The 25,126-nt window shown below is 35.0% G+C and carries 21 protein-coding genes and 2 pseudogenes; 17 read left to right on the top strand and 6 right to left on the bottom strand.

Going from position 1 to position 25,126, the window contains the following annotated elements:
* Window positions 1-324 precede the first annotated feature (324 nt).
* The 6 genes and pseudogenes from DN392_RS13180 to DN392_RS13155 all read left to right on the top strand — a co-directional run bounded on the left by DN392_RS13180 (window position 325) and on the right by DN392_RS13155 (window position 7,044).
* Entirely contained in the window at window positions 325-1,302 is a 978-nt protein-coding gene (locus tag DN392_RS13180) for an agmatine deiminase family protein (protein WP_000435527.1), read from the top strand.
* Between the two features lie 38 nt (window positions 1,303-1,340).
* A complete protein-coding gene (locus DN392_RS13175; protein WP_000288085.1) occupies window positions 1,341-2,099 on the top strand; it encodes a MerR family transcriptional regulator in 759 nt (252 codons plus the stop codon).
* A 634-nt stretch (window positions 2,100-2,733) separates the two neighbouring features.
* Window positions 2,734-3,864, top strand: a complete 1,131-nt coding sequence (locus tag DN392_RS13170) for an RNA-guided endonuclease InsQ/TnpB family protein (RefSeq protein WP_000599316.1) — start codon at window positions 2,734-2,736, stop codon at window positions 3,862-3,864.
* Window positions 3,865-3,993: 129 nt separating this feature from the next.
* A pseudogene (locus DN392_RS31180) lies at window positions 3,994-4,077 on the top strand (MerR family transcriptional regulator); the annotation flags it as partial.
* An 81-nt stretch (window positions 4,078-4,158) separates the two neighbouring features.
* Window positions 4,159-5,901 carry an amidohydrolase gene (locus DN392_RS13160; protein ID WP_071743462.1) on the top strand — a complete coding sequence of 581 codons (1,743 nt, stop codon included), beginning with the start codon at window positions 4,159-4,161 and terminating at the stop codon, window positions 5,899-5,901.
* 96 nt (window positions 5,902-5,997) lie between these two features.
* Window positions 5,998-7,044, top strand: coding sequence for an agmatine deiminase family protein (locus DN392_RS13155; RefSeq protein ID WP_061672808.1), 1,047 nt, complete (start codon window positions 5,998-6,000; stop codon window positions 7,042-7,044).
* A gap of 49 nt (window positions 7,045-7,093) precedes the next feature.
* Here DN392_RS13155 and pepF read toward each other — a convergent pair whose 3' ends face one another.
* Both pepF and DN392_RS13145 read right to left on the bottom strand, forming a co-directional pair.
* Window positions 7,094-8,881 (bottom strand): oligoendopeptidase F, encoded by a 1,788-nt coding sequence (pepF, locus tag DN392_RS13150; RefSeq protein WP_000137561.1) that lies wholly within the window; start codon window positions 8,879-8,881, stop codon window positions 7,094-7,096.
* Between the two features lie 118 nt (window positions 8,882-8,999).
* Window positions 9,000-9,791 (bottom strand): arylamine N-acetyltransferase family protein, encoded by a 792-nt coding sequence (locus tag DN392_RS13145; RefSeq protein ID WP_000129223.1) that lies wholly within the window; start codon window positions 9,789-9,791, stop codon window positions 9,000-9,002.
* 216 nt (window positions 9,792-10,007) lie between these two features.
* Here DN392_RS13145 and amyS point away from each other — a divergent pair, with 216 nt between their 5' ends.
* From amyS to DN392_RS13125, 4 genes are all read left to right on the top strand, one after another.
* Complete coding sequence (gene amyS, locus DN392_RS13140; RefSeq protein WP_064449751.1) at window positions 10,008-11,549, top strand: alpha-amylase; 1,542 nt, start codon at window positions 10,008-10,010, stop codon at window positions 11,547-11,549.
* Between the two features lie 527 nt (window positions 11,550-12,076).
* Window positions 12,077-13,978 carry an endonuclease MutS2 gene (locus DN392_RS13135; protein WP_001095198.1) on the top strand — a complete coding sequence of 634 codons (1,902 nt, stop codon included), beginning with the start codon at window positions 12,077-12,079 and terminating at the stop codon, window positions 13,976-13,978.
* Between the two features lie 6 nt (window positions 13,979-13,984).
* Entirely contained in the window at window positions 13,985-14,509 is a 525-nt protein-coding gene (locus DN392_RS13130; RefSeq protein ID WP_000256484.1) for a GNAT family N-acetyltransferase, read from the top strand.
* Between the two features lie 160 nt (window positions 14,510-14,669).
* The gene (locus tag DN392_RS13125; protein WP_000797119.1) at window positions 14,670-15,380 is read left to right on the top strand and encodes a histidine phosphatase family protein; all 711 of its coding nucleotides are present in this window, start codon (window positions 14,670-14,672) and stop codon (window positions 15,378-15,380) included.
* Window positions 15,381-15,430: 50 nt separating this feature from the next.
* Here DN392_RS13125 and DN392_RS13120 read toward each other — a convergent pair whose 3' ends face one another.
* Window positions 15,431-16,396 carry a quinone oxidoreductase family protein gene (locus DN392_RS13120; protein WP_149238059.1) on the bottom strand — a complete coding sequence of 322 codons (966 nt, stop codon included), beginning with the start codon at window positions 16,394-16,396 and terminating at the stop codon, window positions 15,431-15,433.
* A gap of 123 nt (window positions 16,397-16,519) precedes the next feature.
* Between DN392_RS13120 and DN392_RS13115 the strand changes: the two genes are divergently transcribed.
* The 3 genes from DN392_RS13115 to DN392_RS13105 all read left to right on the top strand — a co-directional run bounded on the left by DN392_RS13115 (window position 16,520) and on the right by DN392_RS13105 (window position 18,720).
* The gene (locus DN392_RS13115) at window positions 16,520-17,413 is read left to right on the top strand and encodes a LysR family transcriptional regulator (RefSeq protein WP_000403925.1); all 894 of its coding nucleotides are present in this window, start codon (window positions 16,520-16,522) and stop codon (window positions 17,411-17,413) included.
* Window positions 17,414-17,714: 301 nt separating this feature from the next.
* Complete coding sequence (locus DN392_RS13110) at window positions 17,715-18,227, top strand: DUF2690 domain-containing protein (protein WP_000473729.1); 513 nt, start codon at window positions 17,715-17,717, stop codon at window positions 18,225-18,227.
* Between the two features lie 16 nt (window positions 18,228-18,243).
* A complete protein-coding gene (locus tag DN392_RS13105; RefSeq protein ID WP_000771045.1) occupies window positions 18,244-18,720 on the top strand; it encodes a DUF2690 domain-containing protein in 477 nt (158 codons plus the stop codon).
* 108 nt (window positions 18,721-18,828) lie between these two features.
* Here DN392_RS13105 and DN392_RS13100 read toward each other — a convergent pair.
* Both DN392_RS13100 and DN392_RS13095 read right to left on the bottom strand, forming a co-directional pair.
* Window positions 18,829-19,286: pseudogene (locus tag DN392_RS13100) on the bottom strand (GNAT family N-acetyltransferase).
* 204 nt (window positions 19,287-19,490) lie between these two features.
* Window positions 19,491-19,979 (bottom strand): DinB family protein, encoded by a 489-nt coding sequence (locus tag DN392_RS13095; RefSeq protein WP_000902419.1) that lies wholly within the window; start codon window positions 19,977-19,979, stop codon window positions 19,491-19,493.
* A gap of 184 nt (window positions 19,980-20,163) precedes the next feature.
* Between DN392_RS13095 and DN392_RS13090 the strand changes: the two genes are divergently transcribed.
* Window positions 20,164-20,640, top strand: a complete 477-nt coding sequence (locus tag DN392_RS13090; RefSeq protein WP_116891135.1) for a DinB family protein — start codon at window positions 20,164-20,166, stop codon at window positions 20,638-20,640.
* A gap of 263 nt (window positions 20,641-20,903) precedes the next feature.
* Window positions 20,904-21,890 (top strand): DUF4003 domain-containing protein, encoded by a 987-nt coding sequence (locus DN392_RS13085; protein WP_000631194.1) that lies wholly within the window; start codon window positions 20,904-20,906, stop codon window positions 21,888-21,890.
* A gap of 127 nt (window positions 21,891-22,017) precedes the next feature.
* Here the strand turns inward: DN392_RS13085 and DN392_RS13080 are convergent, their stop codons facing one another.
* Window positions 22,018-22,782: a DUF817 domain-containing protein gene (locus tag DN392_RS13080; RefSeq protein WP_000965754.1), complete on the bottom strand. Its 765-nt coding sequence runs from the start codon at window positions 22,780-22,782 to the stop codon at window positions 22,018-22,020.
* Window positions 22,783-23,057: 275 nt separating this feature from the next.
* Here DN392_RS13080 and DN392_RS13075 point away from each other — a divergent pair, with 275 nt between their 5' ends.
* Complete coding sequence (locus DN392_RS13075) at window positions 23,058-24,092, top strand: FecCD family ABC transporter permease (RefSeq protein ID WP_064449749.1); 1,035 nt, start codon at window positions 23,058-23,060, stop codon at window positions 24,090-24,092.
* Window positions 24,093-25,109 carry a FecCD family ABC transporter permease gene (locus DN392_RS13070; RefSeq protein ID WP_048565944.1) on the top strand — a complete coding sequence of 339 codons (1,017 nt, stop codon included), beginning with the start codon at window positions 24,093-24,095 and terminating at the stop codon, window positions 25,107-25,109.
* Window positions 25,110-25,126 lie beyond the last annotated feature (17 nt).

Here is a 25,126-nt window from a genome sequence, read left to right as displayed (position 1 = left end):
TATTTTGTCATGTTTTATTTTTTGTAAAAAGGAGCAAGGGCATTGAAAGGAATAATATTAACTAGTTTCCTAATGATAGGGCTTATGATTCTATTATTAAATTTCATACTTTCATATAAATTTTTATTATTGTATTTTAAAAACCTGTCAAGAGTCAATTTTCCGCTCAACCACGGCTATATATATTTATATAAATATATAATATTTCTCCGTGCTATAATCCATTCATGAAATGTGCACGTTTCGAAAATTGTTATGAAAAGGTAAATAGTTGACATAGTGAAATTAGTTATTCAACCATTATTAAAAAGCGAGGTAAATAGTATGGAACAAAAACATAATGGAATTATTTTTACTGCAATACCAGATAAATCAAATGCATATTATCGTCCATTTTATGAAGACCTGATTTATTTTAATGAATACTTAAATGAAAATAAAGCATTTACTGATCAACTTATATCTTTATCTGTTGAAGAGCAAGGCTTTCATACAAGCTCTTTTGAGTATGATGATATTTGGCTAAGAGATGTTGCGCCAGTTGTAACAAGTCATCTAGTTAAATTTAAATATCGCCCAAATTATTTACCGAAAGATCAAGGGCGATATTTAGATCAACAATTTAATAAATGGTTGAAAAAGAATGACTTTGAATATGTGAAATCTCCATTGATATTAGATGGTGGAAATCTGATTTGGAATAAAAAAGATACTGTTATATTAACGGAACGCATATTTGATGATAATTATGAGTGGACGGAAGAAGAAATTATAGAGCAACTGGAATGGGATTTAGATGTGAGTCGAGTTATTATTATTCCTGCTGAAGAAGGAGATGTACTTGCACACGCAGACGGAATGGTTAAATTTATTGATGAACATACAATGTTTATTAGTGATTTTTTAGGGGATCATGAATTTAGATATAATGTTCAAGAAATTATTCAAGAGCAAATGCCAGAAGCTGAATTTATAGTTGTTCCGTCATCATATACAGAAAAGGGGCAATATGATCAAGAAATAGCATCGGCAAAAGGTTTGTATATAAATATGTTAGAAACATGTGAAACGATTTACGTTCCTAAGTTTGGATTAGCTAAGGATAGGGAAGTTTTACGATATATTCAACAACATACGGAGAAACAAGCTATTCAAATTCATGTAGGAGAAATATCAACAATGGGAGGCGCAATAAATTGTTTAACGTGGTACTGTCCTCATCATTTGCTACCTTCAAAAATGAAGAGCTTGAAAAATCAGAATGGAGATTTTTCAGTAAGGAAGATTTTTGATTGGTTTTAAAATAAGCGTATAAGAAAATGTATTCAAGGGGTAAGTATATGTATACAATTACTGAGTTTTCACGGATTTGTAAAATGAGTACACGGATGCTAAGGCATTATGACAAAGAGGATATATTAAAACCAGCATATGTGAACCCGGAAAATGGGTATAGATATTATGAGCAAGGTCAGTTAGAAATAGCGTTGAAAATAAAAAAGTTAAGGGAGTATAAGTTCCCGCTACCAAAAATTAAAATCATTCTTCAGTCGTCAGATCAAGATTCGTTTGTGAAACATATGCAAGCACAAATTATAGAGTTATCTCATGAGGTGAAACAAAATTTACAGGTTATTTCAGAAATGAATGAAATGGTAAGTATGAATAATGGTTTAAATATCGCTCGCAATAGAAATTACGATATATTTATTGGAATGAGAAATGAAATAACAGTAATTGCTCAAAGACTGCAAATAAATATAGATGATATGGATGATTATTTTTATGACTTATATGAAAAAGTACAAAAGAGTAACTTTCAAATAGTCGGTTCGCCCTCTACAGTCTTTTATGATGAAGAGTATATTCCAAATCAGAGCGAAATTGAATTAAGAATTCCGGTCATGCATAGGAACAATAAAGATGTAGTACAAGAATATGAAATAAAAAAACTAAATCCGCATCAAATTGTTACTACTATGCATTATGGAAGTTATGACTATATAGGTTACGCATATATTGCGTTAGAAAAATGGATTGAAAGAAATGGTTATGTAATAGAGGATTCGCCATATGAGGTTTACGTAAAGGGTAACTAACTGTTACGATTTATTTAACCAATTATAAAGAAAGTTAATTAAATATATCAGTAAGCCCTGCTAGTCAAGTGATTGGCTAGTAGTGAGGGTTAACTGCGGGCAATCCCTAAAGCTGATTGAACTACAACGTGGCTAGAAATAGCGAGCGTGAATGTCGCGAAAGCAGAAAAAATCAATCAGATCGTGCAAGGTTAAATCCTAAACACTAGAACAATGGGTCTTCCGCCTCGAATCATCTAAGTCAAAATGGATAAGATGAACGTTCAACGACTATCTCGTATAACTGACGAGAGTACACCACAAGCCTATGGTGGTGGAAAAATCCTCTATCTCTAAAGAGATAAACATATAGTCTGCGCTCATGTGAAAACATGAGAAGTTCATAAGAGAACTGGCTAAGGAATTGCGCCCTTAGTTGAACGAGATACATTTAATTAAATCTATCAAACCTCATTGAATGTATCGAACGTATGTGCTACGTTAGGTTCAATGAGGTAAGAATAATAATGAAATTTTTACGAGTTAGTCAAGTATCAGAATTAACAGGTTTGCATCCGAGGGGTCTCAGGAGAATGCTGGTGGAACACGCTACGATTCAGAAGAACAAATCTTTCATTAAAGGAGTTACATTCTGATGATATTGGCGAAGAAAGTCAGACTAATTCCAACGCCTGAACAAGAAAAAGTGCTTAGAAACCATGCTGGTGCTGCAAGATTCGCTTATAACTATTGTAAAAGAATGAGTGATAGATATTATAAGCTATTTGGAAAATCTGTTTCACAGTTAGCTTTACAGAAACGATTTACAAAGATCAAGAAGCAAAAGAGATATGAGTGGTTAAATGACATCAACGCACAAGTTCCTAAACAGGCTTCAAAAGATTTTGATACGGCGAGGAAAAATTCGTTCAAAAAGTACAAAAATGGTTATCATACTTCTTATAAATCTAAAAAAGATTTAATCCAAGGATTTTATGCCAATTATGAAAGACTGATTATAGGAAAGAAAGTAGTTCATATTCAGTCTATTGGAGAAGTGAAAACAAGCCAACAACTACCAAGAAACAAAAAACCATCCAATCCAAGAGTTACATTTGACGGTCGTCACTGGTGGATGAGTGTAGGATTCCAAGAAGACTTTGAATTACAAGAACTAACCAATGAGTCGATCGGTGTGGATGTTGGTTTAAAAGAGCTGTTTGTAGCTTCTAATGGTATGAAAGAACGAAATATAAACAAAGATGCCAAGGTTAAAAAACTTTTGAAAAGGAAAAAGTCAACACAAAGAGATATGTCTAGGAGATTTAAAAAAGGTGTAAAAATTCAATCTGCCGGATATGAAAAAGCGAAAGCTGAGCACCTGCGGTTATCTAGGAAAATTACGAATATCCGAAATAACCATATCCATCAAGCAACAGCTAAATTGGTGAAAACCAAACCAATGAGGATTGTTGTGGAAGACTTATCTATCTCAAGCCTGTTAAAAAACAAAAAACTATCGAAAGCATTTTCCTTTCAAAAATTAAACTTCTTCTTTCAATGTTTATCATACAAGTGTGAGAAGTACGGCATTGAGTATGTAAAAGCTGATAAATGGTTCGCTTCAAGCAAGATTTGCTCATGTTGCGGAGGTAAATACGACCATTCAGTTCAACCAGAAGGACAGTGGAGTTTAAAGATTCGTGAATGGGACTGTGTTGGGTGCAATAGCCATCACGATAGGGATGTAAATGCTGCGATAAATTTATCAAGATGGGTAAAATAAATGCTTGATAATAGGAGGTAACGATACTGCCTCGTGTGGAGTGTTATACCCCTCGTCCCTTTGGGGCTGCGAGAACACGATGAAGCACTAACTTGTGTAAATTTGATTGAATTGTATAGATTTAGTTAAGTTTATCGTATCGGACCTGAATGTGATTGTTTAGTAGAGGAATATGTGACACAAATTTGTTTTTTAGTGATGAAAATAGACTGAAGATAAGGATTGACATTAACACTATGTCAATCCTTATTCTATTTATGTAAGCAATTCATCATAATAAAAAGGAGAAAAAATATGAAAAGAACAATTATGATTGTTTGTCTGATTCTAAGTGTGACATGGGTTTCAGCTTGTACTCCTGGAGTAGGAGAAGGTGAGAATGGTAGCTTTGTTCTACCTAATCAGTTGCCCAAAAATGTAGTGTTTAAAAATGGTACGATCTATACTTCAAATGGCAAGCAAGACATTGTAGAGGCTGTGGCCGTTAAAGAAGGGAAAATTACATTTGTTGGTTCAAACAAAGATGTAGAAGGATTTATAAATGAAGATACGAAAGTGGTGGATTTACAAGGACGTTTTATTCTCCCTGGTTTTGTGGATAACCATAATCATATTTTTGAAGCAAAATCACCAGCAGCAGGGAATTGTAGTGTTTCACCGGATGCTGCGCTGCAAGAACAACGATCGTATTTAAAAGCTTGTAAAAAAGATGTAAAGACAGGGGAATGGATAAGCGGAACAGGATTCAGTTTAGAAGAGCTGTTAAAAGATATGGATGAAAAATCAGAACATCAAACGCCATTACAAGTCCTTGATGAGCTATTTCCCAATAACCCAGTATTAATTATGGAAAGAACTTCTCATTCTGTATGGGTTAACTCAAAAGCATTGGAAGTAGCGGGAATAAATAAAGAGACGAAAGATCCGCAAGGCGGAAGAATCATCCGGGATCCAGAGACAGGAGAACCTTTTGGAATTCTGTATGATACAGCAGGGGATATCGTAATGGAAAAAGCATGGAATTCTCAACCTAATCTCTTTGAAAAAAATTATGACGGTTTGTTAGACGGTTTAGATGAGGCTGCGAAGAATGGAATTACTACAGTCGGCGATGGACGTCTCTATTGGAAACGAGGCTGGTTAGATGTTTGGAATAAAGTTAATGATGAGAAAAAGTTAACATCACGAGTAGTACTTCGTCCGTGGGTATATCCGAACTTAAATGAAGCAGAACAAATGGAGTATTTCAAAAAAATTAAACGTGATGATGTATCATCTCGAATGCTTATTAATCAAGTGAAAATGTATAGTGATGGAATTAGCATTAACAGTACAGCTAAAATACTAGAAAAATATAAATTTGAGTGGTTTAAAGGAACACCGTACGGTTTGAACTATATTCCAGAAGAAAAAATGAAATGGTGGTTGACGGAACTGAATAAACTTGGTTACGGTGCACTCATTCATACGATTGGAGATGGCGGGGTAAGAGAGAGTTTAAATGCAATTGAAGCAGCGAAAAAAGAAGGGGCGAATCAGCCTTATACGCTTACGCATGTTGAGATGGTAGCAGATAGTGATATAAATCGTTTTGCTAAGTTAGGTATTAGTGCTGATTTCCAAGTAGGTCATGATTTTGCAGAAGATCCTAAACAAAGCTGGGCAAGTACGTATTTTTCAGATCAACAGATGAAACGAATTATGCCGTTAGGACGCATATGGAAAACAGGAGCAAACGTATCGCTTAGTAGTGATTGGGATGTAAATGAACTAAATCCACTTGTGACGATTTCGAATGCGCTAAGTATTGATGAAAAGGGCTTGTCTGATGTATACGCAGCTATTGATGCATATACAATTAAGCCCGCCAAAGCATTAGGTCTTGATACTATTACTGGTTCAATTGAAGTAGGTAAATCAGCCGATATGGTATTACTAGATGAAGATATTACTAAAATGAGTGCCGATAAGATTCCGAATGCGAAAGTTTTAGTGACGGTTTTACAAGGAGAAGTAGTGTATCACAAGGGGAAATAAAGAATCAGTTTATGAAGTAGTTAATATATTTCTGTTGACCTTAACACGATGTCAAAGTTTAGACTGAACTTACATTCGAAGAAGGGGTGAACATGTATGAGAAATATGGAAAATAGTTTGTTTTATATGCCAGCTGAGTGGGAAAAGCATGGGGGGACATGGCTCCAATGGCCTCATGATAAAGCTCATAGAGGTGGAGGTTACAGAGCTAAGCTAGATGATATTTGGATAACGATGGCAAAGGAGCTTCATTACGGAGAAATTGTGCATATTGTTGTATATGATGAAGAAGAAAAAGTACATGTCCAATCGAAGTTAATGGAAGCGAAAGTGGATATGGATAAAATTGATTTCTTAGTTCAAGAGACGGATGATGTGTGGGTAAGGGATAATGGACCGATTTTTGTAAAAGATAAGGAAGGCAATCTCTGCTTAACACACTGGATTTTTAATGGGTGGGGTGAGAAATATCCGTATGAAAATGATGCGGGTATTCCGGCGGAAATAAGTGAAATGTTTAGCATTCCAAAAGTTAAATCTAGTGTCTGTTTGGAGGGCGGGGGAATAGAGATAAACGGAAATGGCACCTTAATGGCGGCAAAAACTTCTATTATAAACGAAAATCGAAATCCTACACTAAGTCAGGAAGAGATTGAAATAGAGTTAACGAAGTATCTGGGAGTAACGAATTTTATATGGATAACTGGTATTCGCGGAGAGGATAATTATGATGAAGATACAGATTACCATATTGATGGGGCAGCGCGTTTTGTAAATGAAAATACAATTCTTTATGAATATGATCCTTTCGGGGAAAGTGAATCATACCTTTTGGAAGCATACGAAAAGCATTATCAAGAATTGCGACAAGCAAGAAATATAGATGGAAAACCATTTCAGCTCATACCAGTACCGGTGACAAGAAAAATGGTAAAAGAAGCAGACTGTAAGGGCTCATATTTGAATTTTTATATTGGAAATGAAGTTGTATTAGTTCCTATATATGGAGATGAGCATGACAAGTTAGGGCTTCAAATCATTGAAGGGCAGTTTCCGGGAAGAAGAATTGTCGGTATTTATGTAAATGAACTGTTTGCGTATGGTGGCATGATTCACTGTGTGACGCAGCAACATTTAGCATAAAGTAACCGAAATGAAAAAAGCATGCAGAGTATATACTCTGCATGCTTTTTTATAATGCTGAAAATTCTTCAACAAGTGAGCTAAAACGGTTTAATGCACTTTCAATCGGTTCTGGCGTAGTTAAATCAACACCAGCTTTTTTCAGTAAGTTTAATGGATAGTCAGAACTTCCGCCTTTAAGGAATTCAATATAATGTTTTTGAGCATTTGGGTCGCCGCTCAATAACTTATCAGCAATTTGGATTGCAGAAGCGAATCCAGTTGCATATTTGTACACGTAAAATGGACGATAGAAATGCGGTATTCTAGCCCAGCCGTATTTTACTTCTTCGTCAAATACGAGAGAGTCGCCATTATACTCTCTAAACAAGTTTTCATAAACTTCGCTAAAGACTTGGGCATTTAATGGTTTACCTTGCTGCACCATTTCATGTGTGATTTTTTCAAACTCAGCGAACATGATTTGTGTAAAGAAAGTGCCTTTAAATTTCTCGATGAAATGGTTTACTAAATGGTTACGTACATTAGCATCTTTGGCTTCTTTTAATAAATGATGAATTAATAGCACTTCATTTACTGTAGAAGCAACTTCTGCGACAAAAATAGTATAGTGTGCAGAAATTCTTGGTTGGTATCCGTGTGAGTAATGTGTATGCATGCCGTGTCCACATTCATGAGTAAGAGTGAAAAGGCTATTTAAATCATCGTGATGATTTAAAAGAATGAAAGGATGAACACCGTATACACCAAAGTTATAAGCGCCGGAACGTTTTCCAGGTGTTTCTCTTACGTCGATATAGCGTTTATCTTTAAAGCTTTTTAATGTTTCAATATATTCTTCACCTAATGGAGCTAGTGATTCGATCATCATGTCAAATGCTTTGTCATATGGAATGTCTTGTTTTACACCCGCTACTAAATCAACGCCCAAGTCGTATTGACGTAGTTCATCTACATTTAATTTTTCTTTTCGAAGTTCATTATAGGTATGTAGTGATTGAATATTTTTTTTCGTCGTCTCAATTAAATTTTCATATACTTCTTTCGGAACCATGTCGCCAAATAATGACTTTTCTAAAGCTGATGGATATTTTCTTAGCTTTGAAACAGTAACATTATTTTTAATAGCAGCAGATAAAGTAGAAGCGATAGAATTCTTTAATTGAACGTATGGCTTGTAATAAGCTTTATAGGCTTCTTTACGTTTCTCGCGATTCTCATCTTCTATTAACTTTGCATACATTCCGCGCGTTAAAGTAACTTTTTCTCCATCATCAGTAGTCACTTCACCAAATAGTATATCCGCATTATTTAACATGCCATATGTATGCTGCGGAGAGGAAAGTGCTTCACCCATTTGTGATAAAATCTCTTCTTGGTCTTTATTCAATACGTGTTTTTTATAACGGTATAATTCAAATAAATCTTCTTTATAATATTGTAAGCCTTCTGCTTCTTCTATGTAAGAATGTAATGTGTTTTCATCTACGCTAAGTAAGAATGGGGAAAAGAAAGATTTAGCCGCACTTACTTTCACGTGTAATTGTGATACTTTATCGACAAGAGATTGGGCGTCAGTATCGCGCGTATCAAGGTCAGATTGTAATCGCGCATAAGCGAACATTAAAGATATTATGCTAGAAATTTCTTCACTCTTTGTTAAATAAGCTAATAAGCTATTGCCGTCGTGAATAGTGCCATTAAACTCATGTAAGTCTTTCGTTAATACTTCAATTTTATGAAAATCGCTTTCCCAATCTTCAATGCTATGGTATATATCCGTTAAATCCCATTTCTCCTTATCAGCTACTTGTAGTCGATCTTTAAGTTCTGTCATAATCATTTCCTTTCTAAATATGTAGTTATATTCCTATATAACTATGAAATACAACAAATTGCAAAAAATCCCTGCTGAAAATTGAAAAGCCTTGCTAAAAATAGCAAGGCTTAAAAAATTATAATGTAATGCCGAATTTTGAATGTAAAAGCTTTTTATATTGCACATCTGTAACGTTTTCTTTCGTTTTTTTACCGTTTTTCGTTATTGTCAGACTATCCTTTGTTAAAGATGCATGCCCATCTTCAGTTAATTTTACAATAAGAGGTACTTTGTTGAATGGTGAGCCCTCATGTTCAACGATAATTTTTTGTGCTGCATTTGCTTTTTCTTCATCTACTTCTTCTATATAAAATGCATAGCCTAACGTCCAATCATCAGCAGAAGATTGATCCAAAAACTCATTATTTTTACGCATCTCTAACATGTAGTTTCCCTTTTCAGTCATTTCTTTACGAATACGATAATCTCCTGTAACGGAGTGAATGACTTCACTTGAGAAAGGGACAGGTGCAAGAGGTAAGTATGATCCGAATCCTACTTCAATTAAATAAAGTTCATTATGATGTGTTAAAACAGTTGCGATATGGCCAGAATCCACAGCCCATATAGAATTTGCAGCATTGTACACTGTTCCTGAAACGAGATGAACATCAAATCCAGCGTCTTTAAGGAAGTAATACATAGTAGGATTGAGTTCATAACAAAGACCGCCACGGTTGTTTACTAAAATTTTTTCTTTTAGATTTTCTTTTGATATTTGTGTAAAGCTGTTTTCGAGAATATTTAAGTTTTCAAAAGGGACAGTTTGTGCCATTGCGCACATAATGTTAGGTAAATCTTCAAATGAAACTTTGTGTTTTTCTTCTATATGTAATCTTGAAAAAAATTGTTTTTGAAAGTCCGTCATAGAAATCCCTCCGTTATGCGTTTATAGATAAATTGTAAACAATCTTGAATAATATGTGAAATAAAAACTACGGTGCAGTATTTGGTGAATATTTGATGTTAGATTAAAAAATAATGTGGGAGAGTGAGAGATTGCTACTTTACTAATTCTAGAACGAATATTATAATAATTCCGATAAACTATGCAAACGTTTTCTTAGAAGGGGATGTTGTAAATATGTTAAAAAAAATAACAGTAGTCGGCTTGTCGGTTGTTTTGTTTTTACCTAGTATACATGGGGGAAGTAAAGTGTATGCAGATACGGTTAACAATGGAACGTTAATGCAGTATTTTGAGTGGTATGCTCCGAATGATGGGAATCATTGGAATCGCTTGCATTCAGATGCTGAAAATTTAGCGCAAAAAGGAATTACATCTGTTTGGATACCACCTGCATATAAAGGAACTACGCAAAATGACGTAGGATATGGAGCATATGATTTATATGATTTAGGTGAATTCAATCAAAAGGGAACAGTGCGGACGAAATATGGGACGAAAGAACAATTGAAATCTGCAATTGACGCTTTACATAAGAAAAACATCGATGTATACGGTGATGTAGTTATGAATCATAAAGGTGGGGCTGATTATACGGAAACTGTCACAGCAGTTGAGGTAGATCCGAGCAATCGAAATGTTGAAGTATCAGGTGATTATGAAATTAGTGCGTGGACGGGATTTAACTTTCCGGGGCGCGGAGATTCTTATTCTAATTTCAAATGGAAATGGTATCATTTTGACGGAACGGATTGGGATGAAGGAAGGGAATTAAACCGAATTTATAAATTTAGGGGCATAGGTAAAGCGTGGGACTGGGAAGTGTCTAGCGAGAATGGAAATTATGATTATTTGATGTATGCGGATCTTGATTTTGATCATCCAGATGTTGCGAATGAAATGAAAAAATGGGGAACGTGGTATGCGAATGAATTAAATTTAGATGGATTTCGTTTAGATGCTGTTAAACATATTGATCATGAATATTTACGCGATTGGGTAAATCAGGTTAGACAGCAAACGGGGAAAGAAATGTTTGCAGTAGCTGAATATTGGCAAAATGATATCCAGACTTTAAATAATTATTTAGCGAAGGTCAATTATAATCAATCTGTGTTCGATGCACCGCTTCATTATAATTTTCATTATGCTTCAAAAGGAAATGGGAATTATGATATGAGAAATATTTTAAAAGGAACAGTAGTTGCGAATCATCCTACACTTGCAGTTACGCTAGTTGAAAATCATGATTCACAGCCTGGTCAGTCATTGGAATCTGTAGTGAGCCCTTGGTTCAAACCGTTGGCATATGCATTTATTTTAACGCGTGCAGAGGGATATCCTTCTGTTTTCTATGGTGATTACTATGGTACAAAAGGAAATAGTAACTATGAAATTCCAGCGTTAAAGGACAAAATTGATCCGATTTTAACGGCACGAAAAAACTTTGCATATGGTACGCAGCGTGATTATTTGGATCATCCAGATGTGATTGGCTGGACAAGAGAAGGTGATAGTGTACATGCTAATTCTGGTTTAGCAACATTAATCTCTGATGGACCAGGAGGGGCAAAGTGGATGGAAGTTGGAGAGAATAACGCAGGGGAAGTATGGTACGATATTACGGGTAATCAAACAAATACTGTAACAATTAATAAGGATGGATGGGGGCAATTCCATGTAAGTGGAGGCTCAGTTTCTATATATGTTCAGCAGTAAATTGGTGTTGAAAAAGAAGAGGTAGACTGAAATATAAGTTTCCTCTTCTTTTTATATTCTGTATAGTTATAAAAGTATGACACCTTTACTTCTCACAAAACATATAGTATGATGATTTCAGTAAATTAGATTTCAATGACTATAATATAAATTAATGAGAGGTGCTTTTTGTGAGTGCGGTAGGTACTAAATAGGAAAAATTTAATGAAATAAATCGGATAAGACCAGGGGATTTTTATGTATATCATACCCCTAATTTTGTCATGGATTTATTTCGATACCTATGAAGATACCTACAATACTTTATAAAGCGTGTAATAAGGGGATTGCCATCCGTTTTTATGGCTTATTTCCTCATATGTTATTACTCATGCCTTGTAAATGTAAAAGCTGCGGTATCCCCGCAGCTTTTTTGTATATATTTTAAATGTATAAAAATGGTAATTGAATAATGTAGGGCTCATTGGAATCTAATGAGTAGGTATCTTCATTTATGATAGAAATCAATCAAAGTGAGGAGAAACAAAATGAATACGATGACTTTTGAAAAGTTACAATATAACGAATTAAAGGATATAGTGAAATCTTATTGTGTAAGTGGATTAGGTAAAGAATTATTAAATAAATTAGAGCCGAGTACGAGTATAAAAGTAGTGAGGAATCGCTTGAATGAAACGACAGAAGCACGAGCTATAGTAGATGCAGAAGGGCATGTTCCTTTCTTCGGCATTTCAAATATTGCTAGTACAATTCAAAAATTAGAAAAAGGGATGATTTTAGATCCAGAAGAATTAGTAAGTGTTTCAGACTTTTTACGTGGCTGTAGAAAGATTAAAAATTTTATGTTAGATAAAGAATTTTTTGCGCCAGTATTAGCTTCTTATGCGAATTCAATGACTGAATATAAAAGTATTGAAGAGGAAATCAACTTTTCCATTAAAGGTAATAGTATTGATGCAGCTGCGAGTAAAGAGTTAAAACGAATTCGAAATAACATTGATTCTGTAGACGGAAAAATAAAAGAGCGCTTAACGAAGTTTTTAAATAGTAGTGCAAATAAGAAGTATATTCAAGAGTTCTTTATTAGTAAGAAGGATGATAGGTATACAATTCCAATTAAATCTTCTTATAAAAATCAAGTTGCGGGAAGTATAGTTGAAGCGTCCGCTAAAGGCTCTACTGTATTTATAGAACCACACACTGTTACAAAGTTAAATGCGGAACTCGCTAGTTTGAAAGCAGAAGAAGCGATGGAAGAGTATCAAATTTTAGCGACTTTATCAGGAATGGTAGTAGAAAATATTTATCATATAAAAATTAATATGGAATTAATTAGTCAGTATGATATGGTATTTGCAAAAGCGAAGTTTAGTAAATCGATCGATGGAATAGAGCCAAAGTTAAATGATCATGGCTACATTCATTTAGTAAATTGTAAGCATCCGCTTTTAAGCGGAAAAGTAGTACCGTTACACTTTGAAATCGGTCAAAACTATCGTAGTTTAATTATTACAGGACCAAATGCAGGCGGGAAAACAATTGTATTAAAAACAATCGGATTGTTAACTTTAGCGACAATGTCAGGATTGCATATCGCTGGAGATAAAGAAACAGAAATTGCTATTTTCGAAAATGTATTTGTAGATATTGGTGATAATCAAAGTATCGAAAATGCACTCAGTACATTTTCATCTCATATGAAAAATCTATCTGAAATTATGAGGATGTCAAATAATAATACGCTACTATTATTTGATGAAATAGGAAGCGGGACTGAACCGAATGAAGGGGCAGCACTTGCAATTTCTATTTTAGAGGAGTTTTATCTTGCGGGATGTATTACAGTTGCGAGTACGCATTATGGTGAAATTAAACGATTCTCAGAAATGCATGATGATTTTATGAATGCGGCGATGCAATTTAATAGTGAGACGCTAGAACCACTTTATAAATTAGTAATCGGTAAATCAGGTGAAAGTAATGCGCTTTGGATTGCGAATAAAATGAACGTAAGAGAGCGTGTACTGCAAAGAGCGAAAGAGTATATGGGAAATAAAGAGTACGCTCTAGAAAAAGTGAATGAAAGCAAAATTAGAAAACCGAAATTTGTGCAAGGAAAAAGAGAAAATCATTACGAGTACAAAATCGGCGATCGTGTAAATGTATTAGATTATGATGATTTTGGTATTATCTATAAGGAAATAGATAATTTCTATAACGTCGTTGTATATTATAACGGTGAATTTGTTGAAGTGAATGTAAAACGTATTACTTTAGAGGTAGCGGCGAAGGAATTATACCCAGAGGGATATGATTTAAATACACTATTTGTCGATTATAAAGAAAGAAAAATGCAACATGATATTGAGCGCGGATCGAAAAAAGCGCTTCGTAAAATCCAAAAAGAAATAAGGAAGAATAGAGGATAATATAGAATGGTAACGATTAGACAAGAACAAAAAAATGATTACAGAAAAACAGAAGAAGTTGTACAACAAGCATTTTTAAATGAAGAATTTAGTGATAAAAAGGAACATGAACTTGTAAAACGTATTAGAGAATGTGACGCATTTATTCCTGAATTATCAATCGTTGCAGTAGATGAGGAAATCGTTGGTCACATTATGTTATCGGAAATTACGATAGAACAGGATGGGATTTCTGAAGAATCATTAGCACTTGCACCAGTTTCAGTTGCTAGGGGCCATCAGAAAAAAGGAATTGGTGGAAAACTTATTGGAGCTGCGTTAGAAAAAGCGAAAGAACTTGGATACGGGTCAGTTGTAGTATTAGGACATCCAGAGTACTATCCGAAATTTGGCTTTAAGAAAGCAAGTAAGTGGAATATAAAAGCACCATTTGAAGTGCCTGAAGAGGTGTTTATGGTGATGGAATTAAGGGAGAATGCTCTTGAAGGTGTAGAAGGAGTTGTTCAGTATTCGAGTGCATTTGCTGAGTAGGAATATCAGTTAAGAAATGTAATCATAAAAGATGCTATCTTTTTGTAGAGATATACAGAAAGATAGCTTTTTTTATTAAGCAAATTCACTTACGTATATTTTGCTCAATGAATAATTAAGATGGTAAAATTGATATAGAAATGTAAAAGGAGAGAAAAGGATGAAGAATAGAGAAACAGATAGCAATGAGAATGTAGTTACGTTATATGTTACAAGACACGGAAAAACAATATTAAATACGAATCATCGCGCGCAAGGCTGGGCAGACTCCCCGTTAGTAGAAAAAGGTGTTGAAGTTGCCTCTAATTTAGGAACAGGATTAAAAGATGTTCATTTTACGAATGCGTATAGTAGTGATAGCGGCCGAGCGATTGAAACTGCTAATTTAGTATTAAAATATAGTGAGCAATCAAAGTTAAAACTTGAGAAAAGAAAAAAATTACGAGAATTAAATTTTGGTATTTTTGAAGGTGAAAAACTTGAAAATATGTGGGATGTGGTTGGAAAAGCTGCAGGCGTTGCATCACCAGAAGAACTTATGAAGTTTTCTATTCAAGAAGTGATTAATCTGATTAGAGCAGCAGACCCTACGAAACAGGCGGAAGATTGGGAATTATTTTCTACTCGTATAAAAGCAGAGATTGATAAAGTTAGTGAAGAAGCTGCTGCAAATGGAGGTGGCAACGTTTTAGTTGTCGTTCATGGGCTTTTGATTACTGCATTAATTGAAATGCTAGACAGTAGTAAAACAAAACTTGGAGTGGAAAATGCAAGTGTGACAAAGATTGTATATCAAGATGGAACATATACAGTCGAGTCTGTTGGGGATATGAGTTACGTTGCAAAAGGGAAAGAAAGTGTGGAAATATAAAAATAAGAAAAGGAAGATAGAGAAATCTAGCTTCCTTTTCATTTTGTGAATTACGGGATTAATAAAATCTTCCCTGTACTTTTTCTGCTCTCTAATAAATTATGTGCAAGAGCACCATCTTGTAAGGCGAATGTAGTAGGATTCGCAATGTTTAATTTTCCAGTAGTGATCCAATCAAATAATTGAGTAGAGCGCTGCTTACGTTCTTCAAAAGTAGTAAGCACATTCCAAAGGTCTCCGCCAGTTAAAGTTTTTGAAGTATCCATCAGCATACGCGGATCAACGGGCGCAGGGTTACCGCCGGCCATTCCGTAAAATACGATAGTGCCACCAGTTTTAGTAGCGCTAAAACTTTCCTCTAATGTAGAACCTACTGATTCATATACAACATTTACTCCATTACTGTTTGTTATTTCAAGTACTTTCGCCGGCCATGCTTCCGTATATAAAAATATGTGGTCAGCACCAGCTAATGTAGCTATTTGTGCTTTTTCTTTTGATGACGTGAGGCCGATTACTGTTCCGCCTAGTAGTTTAATTATTTGGATAAGAAGTTGCCCAACACCACCAGCTGCGGCATGTACTAAAGCTATATCACCTTGTTTTATTTCATAGCTATCTTTCGTTAAATAATGTGCTGTTAATCCTTGTAATAAGACAGAAGCGGCTGTTTCAAAAGAAATAGAATTTGGAAGTGTAATTGCTTTTTCAGATGGAACGGCAACTAATTCTGCATTTGAGAATGGAACGTCAGCAAATGCAATACGATCTCCAGGATTAATATTCGTAACGTCAGCTCCTACTTTTTCAACAATGCCAGCCCCTTCATAACCTAATATATACGGCGGGTTGCCAGCGAGATGATAATCACCGCGGCGTCTATAAATGTCGGCGAAATTTAAACCGATTGCTTTCGTACGGACAAGAACTTCATTTGGATTTATGATTGGATCATTTAGTTCTTTATATTGTAGTACATCCGGATTTCCGAACTGTTCGAAACAAAGTGCTTTCATATGGAATACCTCCATTTATATTGTTTGTCGATGCTCTTTATCATACAATACAAATATCGATAGACAAAGAGGATTATTTCGATGAAATCAATCGAAAATTACGATTGAAAAGAGGGATGAGAAATGGAGATAAAACAATTAGTTACATTTAAAATAGCCGCGGACACTTTGAATTTTACACAAACTGCGAAGAAATTAAACTTTGCTCAATCGAGCGTAACAGCGCAAATTAAAACGTTAGAAGCTGAGCTAGGTACGCCGTTATTTGAAAGATTAGGAAAACGCCTTTTCTTAACTGAAGCAGGTAGGAAGTTTCAACTATATGCCGACAAGATGATTGCACTCAGTAACGAAGCAAAAATGGCTGTGAAAGATGATGAGGGAATAGCAGGGACATTAATAATCGGTGCGCAGGAAAGTCAATGTACATATAGACTTCCTTCTATATTAAAGAGGTTTAAAGCACAATTTCCTCAAATAAAACTTATATTTAAACCAGCGCATTCCAATAAAGATGCGAAGGAACAATTGATGGAGGGAAAAGTCGATCTTGCCTTTATTTTGGACGAATGTAAAACAGAAGATGCTTTACATGTGGAGCCGCTTATGAAAGAAGAATTAAAAATAGTAGCTGCTTCAGGGCATCATTTACTCGAGAAAGCTTCCATTTCTACAAAAGATTTAGAAAGTGAGACGCTGTTGCTAACAGAGCTAGGGTGCTCGTACCGGACTTTATTTGAAGAGCTACTTCGTACAGAAGATGTGTATCCAGCAAATAAAATTGAGTTCGTTAGTGTAGAGGCAATTAAACAATGTGTTATTGCAGATTTAGGTATAGCCGTTTTACCCGCGATAGTAGTAGAAAAAGATATACGAGAGGGAACGATAAAAGAGTTACATGTAGAAAATGCAATTTCACCGATTTATACACAAATTGCTTGGCATAAAGATAAATGGATGACAGTGCCACTGCAGCAATTTATTGATGTAACGAGGGAGTTTCTTACAACGGATTAAGTGGAGAAATATTTATTTTATATAGTAGTAAAAATGGCAATTTTGTATAAAGAACCGATGCTTGCATGAAACGAGTATCGGTTCTTTTATGTTTTAAATAAAGGATGCTATAAAATGTGTATTTCTCAACTTTTTTTCTTAGATGGATACGTAAATTTCTTCGTATATTCCAATAATCATAAGGAAATTTACAACGTTTATTGGTTTCTGTAAGATGCCTCTAGGAAGTATGAAAGGAGGGGCGTACATAGGGGATAGATTGTCTTTATTATACGTACTTATTTTGAGGGGGAGATTTAAAATGTTTAAAAAGCTAATGAAAGTATGTGCGTTAAGTGTAGTGAGTGTCGGGGTATTATTTAGTTTTCAAGAAAGTACATTTGCAGCTACTGATTTAAGTAGTTATTATGACGGAAAAAATCCAGCAACAACAAAGGTATACGGGGGAAGTACAACGTGTGATGCTGATGGATTTAATGCAAAGTCTACAGCCGTGTACGAAGGTAGTAAAAAAGTAGGAACAGTGTATTTACGTTACAGTAATAAATGTCATGCAGCATGGTCTAAGCTTGTTTTAGATCAACCAGCACCAGCTGTTTCTGGAGGAGTGTATGCGTACGCTGTTGTGAATAAATACAAAAATGGTGTATTCCAAAAATCAGTCACTTCTAATCAGGGAAACGGCACAATAAAAACAGGTCAAACGAGCACTTATACAGGAATGGTATTTGATTTAACTGCTGATTTCGGATACACAGCAGATGCTGAAGCGGTTACGTTTAATAACGGTTATGGAAAAACAGGACGCTATTAAAAAGGAGTGGAATACTTTGAAACTTTTAAAAAAGCTAAGCGCATGTTTTTGTCTATCATTGCTCGTTTTAACTAGTGTGTTTAGTACGACGAATAGCGATAAAGCATATGCAGAAGATCATTCGTATGATGGGAAAAGTCCTTACTATAATAGCTGTGATCAATCCGCTGTAACGAAAGAAAAGAAATGGATTGATTCCAATTCTTATGTAGAATTAAAGTTTAGCACGACGTGTAAGACAGCATGGGCGAAAGTTACAGTAACTCGTGCAGCAGTATATAATAACGAAGCTGATGCAAGAATCGTAAGAAAAACAGATGGAAAGGCATATACTTGCGGGAGTGCTGGAGGAAATGGTGTTGTGAATAAAGGGCAAACATCATGCTATACGCCAATGGTATATGATTTAGATCCAAGAAAGGCACAAGCGCAAGGGAAACATGCTATTCCGAATAGTGATGCATATAATTATGCGGAGACAATTTGGTATTAATATAATACATGAGTTAAGAGTTGTTATTGGATATAAAAATGAAAGAGCCTTACTGCATTTTATTGTGGTAAGGTTCTTTCAAGTTGTTGATAGTTTAAGAACAGTTATTTACAATGATATATCTTTATAATCACTTTTAAGTATTGCCATAATAATTTCATCCGAGTATGTATCGTTATAAAATAAAGATTGACGTAAGGTTCCTTCTTTTACAAACCCAACTTTTTCATAAGCTCTAATTTAATAGCTTCAGTTCCATAGCCTTTTCCTGTTAATGACATAGAAAGCATCGATATTCGGAAGCCTGCTCTTTTGTTACCCTCATCGATATCTAAAATCGACAACTCTCCAATCATTTCGTCATTGCTTTGTAAACAAATAGCGAAATCGTAGCGACTCGAATCATTATTTATATGAGCTATATGTGTCTTTATTTGTTCCAATGAAAAAGTAGGTTTGGTTCCAGTCATATAACGTATCTCTGTATCCATCGTACTTTCTAATAGAATTGGGGCATCTAGTTCGCAAAGAGGTCTTAAATAAATTCTTTCACTCTCTAATCTCATTATAAATTTCTCCTTAAGTTTGGTGATAGAGTATATAAATATTTTTGCTCTACATGGAAGAAGAGTTTTATTTTGTGTATTGTTTGAAAAGTATGTGTCTTACTTTGATGTTACATGAATTTTATAATGATATGGTATACCTAAAACAAATAATAAAAGTTTTATACATAACAAAATGCATCAACAAGTTTTTTAATAGTCGAATTAACTAAGATCTGTATCAGGAGGAGTATATCCAAGGTGACGAGTCATTGATACAATTTGTCCTTTATGGTGAAACTCATGAGTCTCTGTATGAGTTAAAAGCCATAGCGGAGTTGTGCTCCAAGGCTCTTTTTGCCATTTCACTTCATTTGCTATATTTTCGAGCCATCGGTCATTGTATTCATCTAAAAAACGTATTACAACCTCATCTACTAACTTAAATCTATCACGGACTTTCTCGATATCTGCATGCTCAATTTCATAATCACTAGCAAATGAAAAATCTGCCCGTTTTTGCTTGAATGCGAATGATCCAAGCCAGTATCGGTAGCAATCGGCTACATGAATATGCGTCTTTATAATGCTACCGCTTCCGAAATTTGGAACAGTGCTATGTAATTTTTCTAGTGGGATTTCTCCCAAAAATGTAAATAGAGTTTCTCTTGTAGAACTAATAAGATTATATTGTTGTTTTAAAATATGTAACATGTAATTGACACTCCTCTATTATTTACTAAACTAACTGTGTAGTAAGTAATTCTATATTTATTAGGGGTGAACCTTTTAAATATTATTACTAAGCATATTAGATGTTTTTCTTAATCGTTTCTGATAGATTAAACAAGGTGAAACTTTAATAAGTTGAACATTCTTAGTTCATAATAAATTGTGCATGAAGAAAGGGAACGATAAAATGAATAGAATAATTGGTTTAAAACAATTTGAAATAACGCGTGGGGCATTAGTTAAATTTATTGAAACGTTAGATGATAAAACTGCGGATACGCAGCCAGAGGGTTTTAACAATACAATTCGTTGGCATATCGGTCATGTGTTAACGGCAGCAGAAGTTTTCATGTTTGGAAAAGAATTCAAACAATTACCAACTGAATATCCAGGTATGTTTGGGTATGGATCAAGACCGTCTAAATGGAAAACAGAAGGACCATCGTTAGAAGTGTTAACGACTCAATTAAAAGAACAAGCAAAACGTATTAACGAAATTCCAGCAGAAGCATTTGAAAATAAACTGCCAGAGCCATTCCTAGGATTGGAAACAGTAGGGGAGCTTTACGGTATGATGCTTTATCATGAAGCTGATCATATTGGACAAATGAAGGCGATGGAACGTATTATTAAGGCTCTTTAGTTGTAATTGCATATAAAAAACGAAATTATATTGTGAAATATTATAATGACAAAAAGGATAGATAATTTATTATCTATCCTTTTTGTCGTTGAGCTTAAAGAATTATGAACGATTGTCATCGTGATACTGATAAAGTAGGTATAGTTATTATATTTGTTTTACATAATAGAAAAATATTGAAGGAAATACAGAATTAAGGTTGCAAAAGCCGTACGAAATATAAGTATAATAATAGAGAAGAACTAGAAATAGGGGTGAATACTATGATTACATTAGAACAAAAGTTGGAGCAATACACACATACGTATGGACAGTTAAAGGGAGAACTAAAATGGAAAACGAGTGATTCTCGAACAGGAATGATGATTGCTGCTATGTATGCAGGTAGTGATAAATTGTTTGATCTCGGACGTTTTTTAGAAATTAGTAGTTATATTAAGAATCAGGTAGGGATGTTTTCATACTTGAAGTCTTATCATCGCTTTGTGGTGGCCGCAACTTTAGATATTCACTTTACAGATTACAAGGAAGCTTTCCGGAAGTTTTTAGATTTATATGAACAATTGGTCGCTGGTGGTTTTAGCCGAAGTATATTTACTTATCTCGCAGCAGCTGTGCTTTTAACAGAAGAAAATGAACAGCATGGCACGCACATTCAGCGTTCGATGCAAGTATATAAACGTATGAAAGAGGATCATCTTTTTCTTACAGGTACAAATGATTATCCGCTCGCGGTTTTACTAGCAGGACAATCAGAGAATGTAGAAACACTTATGGACCGAGTAGAACGTCTGTATCAGAAACTAGCGAAAGCTGGTTTGCGTAAAGGGAATGATCTTCAATTTTTAAGTCATATCCTCTCACTAAAGAAGGATGTCCGTGAAGAAATGTTAGTTGCAACATGTACAAACATATGGAATTTGTTAAAACAAGAAAAGGTAAAAGTGAAACAGATGCATTATCCAGCTATCGGGCTACTAGCGTTACTTGAAGATGGAGAAAAAGAGATTCATTCTATTAAAGCATTGATTGAAAAATTGCAGGGGGAGAAATTGTTCCGTTGGCATACAGATACAAATATTCTTATTGCTATTCAGCTGTTCGTAAGTCAGAAAGGTGAGGAAAGTAAAGCTACCAACACAGGTTTACAAACTATGATAGAAGTCCTTATACAAGCACAACAAGCAGCTATGATGGCAACGATTGCCGCTTCATCTGCAGCAACATCTTCTGCTAGTAGTAGTTCATAATGTGCAACGAATGGCTTATGCTCTTGTAATTCATAACTACTTTGATAAGGGCGGTTTAAAAAATATTATTAAAAAAGCCCATCACTCTCTAATGAGTGATGGGCTAACTGTTTTTACATAATCAGCATTATCTTTTCGATTCCTTCAAATATTTGAGTTGTGTAACAATCATAATGCTAATAACAACGAGTAAAAACCATGAGCTAATTTTGCTTAAGTGAACGAGATTCCATGCTTCCCGTTGATTTGGATATTGCCATGCTCCGAAAAATGTTGCGATGTTCTCTGCAATCCAAATGAAGAAACCGATAAGGAAGAAGGAGAGAACGAGTGGCATTTTATATGTAACGCCTTGTAATGAAAATTCTACAAATGTGCGAGAGAAAACAATGAATAGTAGTAAAGTTAATATCCATCTAAAGTCGTATGTAAAGTGGTGTGTGAAAAAATTGAAGTAAATCATTGCTCCTAGAGGTATTGCAAAAATAGCTTTCGGCCAATGATGCATTTGCAAATGCAATCTTCTCCACGCTTGGCATATGTAACTTGCAACACTTGCATACATAAAGCCGCTGTAAAATGGAACTCCAAAAACCTTTGAATATGCCTCTTCCGGATAACTCCATGAACCGAAATGTACTTTATATATTTCTAGTAAAAGGCCGATGAGGTGGAAGACGGTAATTACTTTTAATTCGTCTTTCGTCTCAAGTCCAGTTTTATACATAAACCACTGCATAAGAAGACATACGATGAGTATGAAATCGTAGCGGTATAACCCTGGGATAGAAATGATTTTTGAAAGGGCTAGTGTTAAGAAAATAACGACTGGGAATAAGCAAGATAATGCTTGCTCGTAAGTGAAGTATAGTAGTTGTTTTATATATAACATTGTGTCACCTTCGATATTTTTATTTGAAAACTCAAAATAATGACTAAGTATACTACAATTTTAAAAATAAGCTAGTAGTCTATTTGGCGTGTATTTGTAATTTTTGGAAGGAAGTTGTAATAGGTATTTTAATATTTAGCGAAGTGAAAAAATAGTTTGCTATTTAAAAAAAGTGGAGATATAATATCTAAATGAAATTGATAATTATTATCAATAATAATTACAAATAAAAAATATTTATAAAAAACAACTGAATATAAAGGATGAAATGAAACATGTTACATAAGCCTGCTGTATATGCTGGCAATAATCGCTGGCTACATATTAAGTTCATATGTTTCATGAGCTTAACAATTTTATGTTTAATCGGCTCTATATTTTTAGCTGTTGCATTTGGTGCAAAGGATATCCATTTGGAAACCGTATGGGCAGCGGTTTTTGATTATAATCCGAAATTAACGCAGCACCAAATTATTTATGAATTAAGACTCCCGAGGGTAATTGGTGCAGCAATTGTAGGAGCGGCTTTTGCGGTGGCTGGCGCTGTTATGCAGGGAGTAACACGAAATCCTTTAGCGGATGCAGGTGTGCTTGGCATAAATGCAGGTGCGATGTTTGTAGTAGCACTTAGTTTTGCCTTTTTCCCGCATATGCCGTATTCCTATTTAATGATTGTCTCCTTTATTGGAGCGGTTTTAAGTACAGTGCTCATTTTTATTATCGGATCAGCAACATCAGGCGGATTAACATCGATGAGATTAACGATTGCTGGAGCAGTTATGGCAGCGCTTTTGCATTCGTTAAGCTCAGGTGTTGCAATTTATTATGATTTAAGTCAAGATTTAGCATTTTGGTACGCTGGTGGTGTTGCAGGGGTTAAGTGGGAACACTTGAAATTTTTAGTTCCTATTATTCTCATAACGATTGTTTTTGCGACAGTGTTAGGGCGATCTATTTCACTCATATCAATGGGGGATGATGTTGCTACGAATTTAGGAGTAAAAACGAACCGAACGAGAATACTAGGGATGATTATAGTAGTCACCCTTGCAGGTGTATCTGTTTCAGCTGTTGGCTCTATTGGGTTTGTAGGACTAGTTATCCCGCATATTGCTAGAAAATTAGTTGGTGTGAATTATCGACTCATTATTCCTATGTCAGCATTTTTAGGAGCTATGTTATTAGTTTTAGCTGACTTAGGGGCAAGAACAGTAAACCCTCCTAAAGAACTTGCAATAGGAATTATGGTAGCTCTTGTTGGAGTTCCGTTCTTCCTCTATATAGCACGTAAAGTTGGGAGGGAGCTATAAGTGAAGGATCTTTTGAACACAGATAAAAAGAGAGCCATTACTGTAACTACAATTTTTGGTTGTATGAGTATCGCTGTCATTTTAATTAGTTTAAATACAGGGACACTGAGCATTGCACCGCTCAAAGTAATTCAAACACTTTTCGGTTATGGTGATTTTGAGAGCGCAACAGTGCTATACGATTATCGTATGCCAAGAATTATAATTACAATGTTAGCCGGTATTGGCCTTGGGATTTCCGGTGCGATTTTGCAAGGGCTATCACGTAATGCACTTGCAGACCCTGGTATTTTAGGATTACATTCAGGTGCATCTTTCGGGCTAATTATATTCGTTACTTTCTTTCATTCTATTAATGAGAATGCATCGATTTTAATACCGTTATTTACATTTGGCGGGGGAGTACTAGCTGCGTTTTTAATTATTATACTTGCGCATGATCGGTCAAAAGGTTTACTTCCTATTAGACTTATTCTCGTTGGTATTGCTATTTCGGCTGGATTTAGTGCGATTTCGTTATTTTTCTCCCTCAAGTTAAATGATGAGACGTATACATTCGCTTCTAGATGGTTAGTTGGTAACGTGTGGGGAAGGGATTGGATTCATGTCTTAGCATTATTACCTTGGATTTTCATACTAACCCCGTATGCATGGCTAAAATCTAAAACGTTAAATGCATTGTCACTAGGTGATAGTGTGGCAGCAGGGCTTGGTGTTTCTGTTCAAAAAGAACGGTTACTACTTTTAGCTACAGCGGTTGGATTATCTTGCGCAAGTGTATCGATGGCAGGAGGAATTGGTTTTATCGGTTTAGTTGCTCCGCATATTGCAAGAAAGTTAGTAGGTACTACCTATCAACATTTCCTTCCGCTTGCTGGCATTATCGGAATGATTATTTTAGTACTAGCAGATACGATAGGTCGTTCTATATTCGAGCCAAATTCTATTCCAGCTGGTGTAGTAGTGGCAGCTTTAGGAGCACCGTATTTTCTTTATTTACTTACAAAAACAAAATAAATACTTCAAAGAGGAGA

It is taken from the genome of Bacillus sp. BB51/4, assembly GCF_008368845.1.
Classification (GTDB): domain Bacteria; phylum Bacillota; class Bacilli; order Bacillales; family Bacillaceae_G; genus Bacillus_A; species Bacillus_A wiedmannii.
This window is presented reverse-complemented; position numbering and strand designations above follow the sequence as displayed.

Coding starts and splice junctions, on each gene's coding strand:
- DN392_RS13170 (WP_000599316.1), top strand. CDS start 2,734: ATGATATTGGCGAAGAAAGTCAGACTAATTCCAACGCCTGAACAAGAA.
- DN392_RS13080 (WP_000965754.1), bottom strand. CDS start 22,782: ATGTTATATATAAAACAACTACTATACTTCACTTACGAGCAAGCATTA.
- DN392_RS13095 (WP_000902419.1), bottom strand. CDS start 19,979: ATGTTACATATTTTAAAACAACAATATAATCTTATTAGTTCTACAAGA.
- DN392_RS13175 (WP_000288085.1), top strand. CDS start 1,341: ATGTATACAATTACTGAGTTTTCACGGATTTGTAAAATGAGTACACGG.
- pepF (WP_000137561.1), bottom strand. CDS start 8,881: ATGACAGAACTTAAAGATCGACTACAAGTAGCTGATAAGGAGAAATGG.
- DN392_RS13075 (WP_064449749.1), top strand. CDS start 23,058: ATGTTACATAAGCCTGCTGTATATGCTGGCAATAATCGCTGGCTACAT.
- DN392_RS13180 (WP_000435527.1), top strand. CDS start 325: ATGGAACAAAAACATAATGGAATTATTTTTACTGCAATACCAGATAAA.
- DN392_RS13110 (WP_000473729.1), top strand. CDS start 17,715: ATGTTTAAAAAGCTAATGAAAGTATGTGCGTTAAGTGTAGTGAGTGTC.
- DN392_RS13115 (WP_000403925.1), top strand. CDS start 16,520: ATGGAGATAAAACAATTAGTTACATTTAAAATAGCCGCGGACACTTTG.
- DN392_RS13090 (WP_116891135.1), top strand. CDS start 20,164: ATGAAGAAAGGGAACGATAAAATGAATAGAATAATTGGTTTAAAACAA.
- DN392_RS13130 (WP_000256484.1), top strand. CDS start 13,985: ATGGTAACGATTAGACAAGAACAAAAAAATGATTACAGAAAAACAGAA.
- DN392_RS13155 (WP_061672808.1), top strand. CDS start 5,998: ATGAGAAATATGGAAAATAGTTTGTTTTATATGCCAGCTGAGTGGGAA.
- DN392_RS13085 (WP_000631194.1), top strand. CDS start 20,904: ATGATTACATTAGAACAAAAGTTGGAGCAATACACACATACGTATGGA.
- DN392_RS13120 (WP_149238059.1), bottom strand. CDS start 16,396: ATGAAAGCACTTTGTTTCGAACAGTTCGGAAATCCGGATGTACTACAA.
- DN392_RS13135 (WP_001095198.1), top strand. CDS start 12,077: ATGAATACGATGACTTTTGAAAAGTTACAATATAACGAATTAAAGGAT.
- DN392_RS13160 (WP_071743462.1), top strand. CDS start 4,159: ATGAAAAGAACAATTATGATTGTTTGTCTGATTCTAAGTGTGACATGG.
- amyS (WP_064449751.1), top strand. CDS start 10,008: ATGTTAAAAAAAATAACAGTAGTCGGCTTGTCGGTTGTTTTGTTTTTA.
- DN392_RS13125 (WP_000797119.1), top strand. CDS start 14,670: ATGAAGAATAGAGAAACAGATAGCAATGAGAATGTAGTTACGTTATAT.
- DN392_RS13145 (WP_000129223.1), bottom strand. CDS start 9,791: ATGACGGACTTTCAAAAACAATTTTTTTCAAGATTACATATAGAAGAA.